Source organism: Amycolatopsis echigonensis (assembly GCF_014174495.1).
Taxonomy (GTDB): domain Bacteria; phylum Actinomycetota; class Actinomycetes; order Mycobacteriales; family Pseudonocardiaceae; genus Amycolatopsis; species Amycolatopsis echigonensis.
This window is the reverse complement of record NZ_JACJHR010000174.1, coordinates 1-6,261: the sequence shown is the minus strand read 5'-3', so window position 1 is coordinate 6,261 and position 6,261 is coordinate 1. Positions and strand designations below refer to the sequence as shown.

Genomic DNA, 6,261 nt, shown 5'->3' with positions numbered 1-6,261 from the left:
CTCCCGCAGCACCGGGTCGGCGGCCAGTTTCGCGACCTTGGGGCGTTTCGCGCGCTGCTCCGCGGCGTGCTGGGCGCTGCTGGCCCGGTAACCCGAGGACCCGGTGTTGCGGGACAGCTCCCGCGACACCGTCGACGCCGGCCGCCCGAGCGCCCGCCCGATCGCGCGGACGCCGTGGCCCGCCGCCCGCAAACGCGCGATCTCCTCCCGCTCGGCCAGGCTCAACCGCACCGGCCCCGGCCGACGGGGCGCATTCCCGATCACCCCGCCAGCCTGGCGGAACAACCGCGCCCCCGTCGGCGCGGCGATCCCCACCGACCACGCCGCCGGCTTCACCGCCACCCCCGACCGCACCCGCTCCCAAAACTCCACCTGCACCGACCGCGGCAACCACCGGAACTTCCGCACCCCCGCCATCACAACCCCCCTCCAACCAGACGGTGTTGCAACAACCCCATGACCCCAAGGGACCCTGAGGGAATCAGAGTCCGTCAGGGTTCCCCTCCCGGACGACCAAACCCCGCGCGAGCCCCGCCCGCCAAGAGCGGCACTCTCCCTGGCCCGCCCGTTCGACCTGGGCAAGACGAGCCTCAACGGCACCGGCAGCGCCGCCTCAAGTCCCTGGCATTGAGCCCGTTCCCGGTCGGCGACCTGCTTCGGACGTGGCGCAACCGAGCATGCGTCGGCGTGCTTGCCGGCAACTATGTCCACCCGTTGGCGTCACGCGCGGGTATTTCCGCGACCCCGCGGCCTCGCCGCCCCTCGGGCTCCCCTGAAGCCGCCTGCGCGCACGGCTGTGGTGGCTAGTCGCAGTAGCCGAGGCGCGGATCTTTCACGAGCAGCTGACGGTCTGGCGGCAACGAGGACGCGCTCACGCGATCCCAGCGTTCAACGCCAGAACCGCGGCCTCCCCTCGAGAGCCGATCTCCAGCTTCTTCAAGACATTCGCCACGTGGAACTTCACCGTGCTCTCCGTGATGTCGAGCCGTTCGGCGATTGCCTTGTTCCGCAGTCCTTGGGCAAGGTGCCGCAGGACTTCCAGCTCGCGGCGGTTGAGTCGCGAGAGACCGGTGGTCTCCGTGCTGTCCCGGGCGAGGGAGCGGGGCAGGACGATCGAGACCCGGCTTCCCCAGCCCGACACCGCGTCGACCTCGACGGTGCCGCCGAGTGCCTTCGCGCGTCCGTCGAGCTGGAGGTGCAGCGCGTCGACGTCGAGGCGTCCGGACTCGTGGTCGCGGATGTCCAGCCGCAGCGAAGAATCGTCGCAGGACCACGCGACGCGCAGCCGGGTCAACGTCGGCTGGGCGGTGAACGCCAGGACCGCTGTGCAGGTCATGGCTCGCGCGGCGGGCGCGAGCTCTCCGCACAGCGGACGCGCGTCGGGCTGCGGCTCCACGAATTCCAGCTCGGCGTCGTGGTGGCGCAGAACCTGCCGTACTTCCCGGCGCAGCCGGGCGAAGGCGGTGTGCACCGGCTCTTCGGACAGAGCGAGATCGGTCTTGTGGGCTGACCGCAGAGCCACCAGCGCGGCTGAGGCGGCGTCGGTGGCGGCGGCTCGGGCGCCCTCGGCGTCCAGCTTGGCCGACCGCAGCGCGTTCAGGACCGTGACGAGGGTTCTTTCCTGCGTTGCGGCCATTTCGACGATCGTGCGCGCGCGTTCGCTCGACGCCGCCCTTGACTCGGTGAGGTAATCCGGGCTCGCTTGCGTGACCTGCTGCCGGATGGACGTCGCGACGATGCCGAAAAGTTCGGCGAGCAGTTTCGGACGCGGCACTGGCTTCCGCGCCGTGCGGGGGATCAGCACCAGCAGGGTGCCACCGGGGTCGTGCACGGACCACACCGGCCGCGCCGCGCCGCCGAGCTGTGCGGTCGTCCTCGTCGCGGAGCCGGGCCGCACGGCTGCCTTCAGCGCTTCGAGTTCGGGGATCGTGATCTTGCCCGTCGTCTCCGGGTCGCCGGCGACTTTGCGGGGCCGGCCGGTGCACTCCCGGGTGAAGATGACGAGCGCGCGGTGCGGCCAGGTTTCGGCGAGGTGGCGGGAGAACCGCCCGGCGATGTCGTGCAGCGGGCCGTCGACGACGTCGCGCAGCCCCGGCAGGTCGGCGGCGGTGGAGTCGGCGGGCATCCGGCTCAGGGTAACCCGCCGGGCGCCTGGCCGGAAGACCAGGAATTCCTCGCCGGACGACGGGGTCGCGGCGGCTCGGCGCGGCACTAGCGTCGGGGCGGTATGCGCTCTGGCGCATGGCTTGTCGCTCGGCACGAAGGAAGAAAGAATGCCACAGCAGGTACGCGGGGTGATCGCCCGTTCGCAGGGAAGTCCGGTGGAGCTGACGGACATCGTGATCCCGGATCCGGGGCCGGGCGAGGTGGTCGTCGCGGTGGCGGCCTGCGGGGTCTGCCATACCGACCTGACCTATCGCGAAGGCGGGATCAACGACGAGTTCCCGTTCCTGCTCGGGCACGAGGCGGCGGGCACGGTGGAAAGCGTCGGCGCCGGGGTCGACTCCGTGCGGCCAGGCGATTTCGTCGTCCTGAACTGGCGCGCGGTCTGCGGCCAGTGCCGGGCCTGCAAGCGCGGCCGCCCGCAGTATTGCTTCGACACGTTCAACGCGGCCCAGCGGATGACGCTCGCCGACGGCACCGAGCTGACCCCCGCGCTGGGCATCGGCGCGTTCGCCGACAAGACGCTCGTGCACGCGGGACAGTGCACCAAGGTCGACTCGTCCGCGGACCCGGCCGTGGCGGGTCTGCTGGGCTGCGGGGTCATGGCGGGCCTCGGTGCCGCGGTGAACACCGGCGCCGTCGGCCGCGGCGACTCGGTCGCGGTGATCGGCTGCGGGGGAGTCGGCGACGCGGCGATCGCGGGATCCCGGCTCGCGGGAGCGACCACGATCATCGCGGTGGACCGGGACGAGCGGAAGCTCGAATGGGCACACGATCTCGGCGCCACGCACGCCGTCAACGCGTCCGAAACCGACACGGTCGCGGCGGTGCGGGAACTCACCGGTGGGTTCGGCGCGGACGTCGTCATCGACGCGGTCGGCCGTCCGGAGACGTGGCAGCAAGCGTTTTACGCCCGCGACCTCGCCGGCACGGTCGTGCTGGTCGGCGTGCCCACGCCGGACCTGCGCCTGGAGATGCCGCTGATCGACTTCTTTTCCCGCGGCGGGGCGCTGAAGTCGTCCTGGTACGGCGACTGCCTGCCCGAGCGCGACTTCCCGATGCTGATCGATTTGTATCGGCAGGGCCGGCTTCCGCTCGAGAAGTTCGTCTCCGAACGCATCGGGCTCGCTGACGTCGAGAAGGCCTTCCACGCGATGCACGCCGGCGACGTGCTGCGCTCGGTGGTGGTCTGGTGAGCGGCCTGCGCATCGAGCGTGTAGTCACTTCCGGCGTTTTCGAGCTCGACGGCGGAAGCTGGGCGGTGGACAACAACATCTGGCTGGTCGGAGACGACGAAGAGGTCGTGATCGTGGACGCCGCCCACGACGAGAAGGCGATCACCGACGCGGTCGACGGCCGGAACGTCGTCGCCGTGGTGTGCACGCACGGGCACAACGACCACGTCACCGTCGCACCGGCGCTGGCCGCGAACCTCCACGCGCCGGCGCTGCTGCACCCCGGCGACCAGGAGCTGTGGGAGATGACTCATCCGGACCGGAAATTCTGGCCGGTGCAGGACGGAGAACGGATCGCGGTCGCGGGAACGGAGCTGCGGGTCGTCCACACTCCGGGGCATTCGCCCGGCTCGGTGTGCCTGTACTTGCCCGAGGCAGGCGCGTTGTTCTCCGGTGACACCTTGTTCTCCGGCGGGCCAGGCGCCACCGGACGGTCCTTTTCGGACTTTCCGACGATCGTCTCGTCGATCCGCGACAGGCTGCTCGAACTGCCCGCCGCCACGAAGGTCCACACCGGACACGGCGACGCCACGACGATCGGCGACGAGGCGCCGCACTTGTCGGAATGGATCGCCCGCGGGCATTGAGGACAGCGGAAGGCCGGGTTCCGTCCACGGTGGACGGAACCCGGCCATCGCGTGGTCAGGGGGCCGCGAGGCGGTCGAGCGAAACGTCGGGGTCGGCGAGGCGATCCGGGTCGACCGGGCGGCGGGAGTGGATGAGCGCCTTGATCGGCTCCGTGACTTCCCAGATGTTGACGTTCATCCCGGCGAGGACCCGGTCGTCCTTGAGCCAGAAGGCGATGAACTCGCGGCCGGGCACATCGCCGCGGAACACGACGCGGTCGTAGCCGTCGATCGTGCCGAGGAACTCCATTCCCAGGTCGTATTGGTCGGTGTAGAAGTACGGCAGTTCGTCGTAGACGTCGTTCTTGCCCAGCATGCCGGCAGCGGCGACCGCGGGCTGGTTGAGCGCGTTCGCCCAGTGCTCGACTCGCACGTGGCGGCCCAGCTGCGGATGGTAGGCGTTGGCGACGTCCCCGGCGGCGAAGATGTCCGGGTCGCTGGTGCGCAGGCTCGCGTCGACCAGCACGCCGTTGTCGGTTCGCAGCCCGCAGGCGCGCGCGATGCCGGTGTTGGGCTGAGCGCCGATCCCGGCGACGACTGCGTCGGCCTCGAGGACGGTGCCGTCGGCGAGCTTGACGCGCTTGCCTCGCTCGACCTGGTCGACCTGGACGCCGAGGTGCAGATCGACGCCGTGCTGCAGGTGCAGGTCGGCGAAAACAGCGGCGACTTCGCGGCCGAGCGCGGGCAACAGCGGCTGGGGGAGTGCTTCGACAACGGTCACGTCGAGCCCGGCTCGGCGGGCAGCGGCCGCGGTCTCCAGCCCGATCCAGCCGGCGCCGAGCACGACCATGCTGCTGGCGGTGGTGAACAAACCCTTGAGCCAATCGGAATCTTCGAGACGGCGCAGGCAGTGGATCCCGGTGGCACCGGGGAGCGTGCGCGGGCTGGCACCGGTGGCCAGAAGCAGTTTCGCGTAGCTGAGGCTGGTGCCGTCGGAAAGCCGCACCTGATGCGCCGTCCGGTCGATGCCGGTCGCGCGGACTCCTGGGCGCAGCTCGATGCGCTGCTCGGCGTACCAGGTCGCGTCGTGGACATACAGGCTGTCGCGGGAGGCGTTGCCGGACAGATAGTCCTTCGACAGCGCCGGCCGCTCGTAGGGCAGGTGCTCCTCGTCTCCGACCAGGACTATCCGCCCGTCGAAACCCTTGTCCCGTAACGCTTCCGCCCCTTTTGCTCCAGCCAGTCCGGCTCCGATGACGACGAAGGTCGGCGAGGTCACAGATCAACTCCTTTGCGGTACACGCGAAAACGGGGCGGCCGGGCGGCCGCCCCGTCCCGGGTCAGCTCAGTACCGGCCGGCCCAGCGGCAGCGAGCGGCCGCCCGTCGCCGCGGACATCGCGCCGAGGAAGAGGTACACCCCGACCGCGGTGAACGCGAACACGACGTATCCGCCCACGGTGGTGAGGCTCGCAGAGCCGTTCACGGTGCCGAACAGCACGAGTGCGAGCGCGAGGTCGATCAGTGCGAAGAGCAGGGTGAACGCGGCGGGCAGCCGCAGGCTGGCCAGTGTCAGCAGGACGATCATGACCAGCCAGGCGGTCAGGAACAGCCCCTGGGTGGACACCGCGGCGTCGGCGGGGATGCCGAACCAGTTGTGGGTCAGGCCGAGCACCAGCACCGCGTAGCTGAGCCAGAACCCGGCGAAGATGCCGAACACGGAGGCGACGGCGCTCTGGCCCTGTGCGGCGGCCCATACCGCGGCGACGAGCTGGCCGAGGCCGGTGGCGGGCAGGATGATCGCGATCGAGGCCCCGACGGCGCCGGCCGGGACGTAGCCGGTCAGCACCAGGCCGAGCGCGGTGGCGCCGACGATGAAGGTCGGCACGCCGATCAGAGCGGGATCGCCCTCGGGAATGGCGCGTGCGGGCGCTTCGGTGGCTTCGGCAGTCGTCATCGTGTACTCCTCGTTGAGTTGCGAATGATCCGTGGACGGGTTACCGGGTCGTGGGCCACAGGTGGGAAAGCTCCGGATGGTCGTCGTCGATCAGCCGGTTCGCCAGTGCGATCGCTTCTTTCGGGTCGATCTGGTCGAACGCGGGCTCGCCTTGGGCGAGCGCCTCGAAGACGGTCGCGAGTTCGATCGCCGCCTCCGGGGACAAGCTGGTGTCCCGCCGGCATTCCACGTAGCGCAGCCGCAGCACTCCGGCGGCCTGCAGCAGCAATGAGCCGTAAGTGCTGCCCGCGGCTGGGTTCTGGACTTCCACGCCGACTCCCTTCTGTTCCGATCGGGCGGGTG

7 protein-coding genes are annotated in these 6,261 nt (G+C 70.3%); 2 read left to right on the top strand and 5 right to left on the bottom strand.

All coding sequences use genetic code 11. From position 1 onward, the window contains the following. Positions 1–417: helix-turn-helix domain-containing protein (locus H5411_RS48265; RefSeq protein ID WP_183127926.1), on the bottom strand; the 417-nt coding region annotated here is incomplete at its 3' end. Positions 418–871: 454 nt separating this feature from the next. After that, positions 872–2,125: a helix-turn-helix transcriptional regulator gene (locus tag H5411_RS48755; protein ID WP_183127925.1), complete on the bottom strand. Its 1,254-nt coding sequence runs from the start codon at positions 2,123–2,125 to the stop codon at positions 872–874. Positions 2,126–2,273: 148 nt separating this feature from the next. Between H5411_RS48755 and H5411_RS45660 the strand changes: the two genes are divergently transcribed. Both H5411_RS45660 and H5411_RS45655 read left to right on the top strand, forming a co-directional pair. Beyond that, positions 2,274–3,359: an S-(hydroxymethyl)mycothiol dehydrogenase gene (locus tag H5411_RS45660; RefSeq protein ID WP_183127924.1), complete on the top strand. Its 1,086-nt coding sequence runs from the start codon at positions 2,274–2,276 to the stop codon at positions 3,357–3,359. Next, complete coding sequence (locus tag H5411_RS45655; RefSeq protein ID WP_182891567.1) at positions 3,353–3,985, top strand: MBL fold metallo-hydrolase; 633 nt, start codon at positions 3,353–3,355, stop codon at positions 3,983–3,985. The genes H5411_RS45660 and H5411_RS45655 overlap by 7 nt, the downstream gene beginning before the upstream one ends. A gap of 55 nt (positions 3,986–4,040) precedes the next feature. Here H5411_RS45655 and H5411_RS45650 read toward each other — a convergent pair whose 3' ends face one another. From H5411_RS45650 to H5411_RS45640, 3 genes are all read right to left on the bottom strand, one after another. Then, a complete protein-coding gene (locus H5411_RS45650) occupies positions 4,041–5,243 on the bottom strand; it encodes an NAD(P)/FAD-dependent oxidoreductase (protein WP_183127923.1) in 1,203 nt (400 codons plus the stop codon). Between the two features lie 61 nt (positions 5,244–5,304). Then, the gene (locus H5411_RS45645; protein ID WP_183127922.1) at positions 5,305–5,919 is read right to left on the bottom strand and encodes a GPR1/FUN34/YaaH family transporter; all 615 of its coding nucleotides are present in this window, start codon (positions 5,917–5,919) and stop codon (positions 5,305–5,307) included. Positions 5,920–5,959: 40 nt separating this feature from the next. Next, entirely contained in the window at positions 5,960–6,229 is a 270-nt protein-coding gene (locus H5411_RS45640) for a hypothetical protein (protein WP_043840156.1), read from the bottom strand. Positions 6,230–6,261 lie beyond the last annotated feature (32 nt).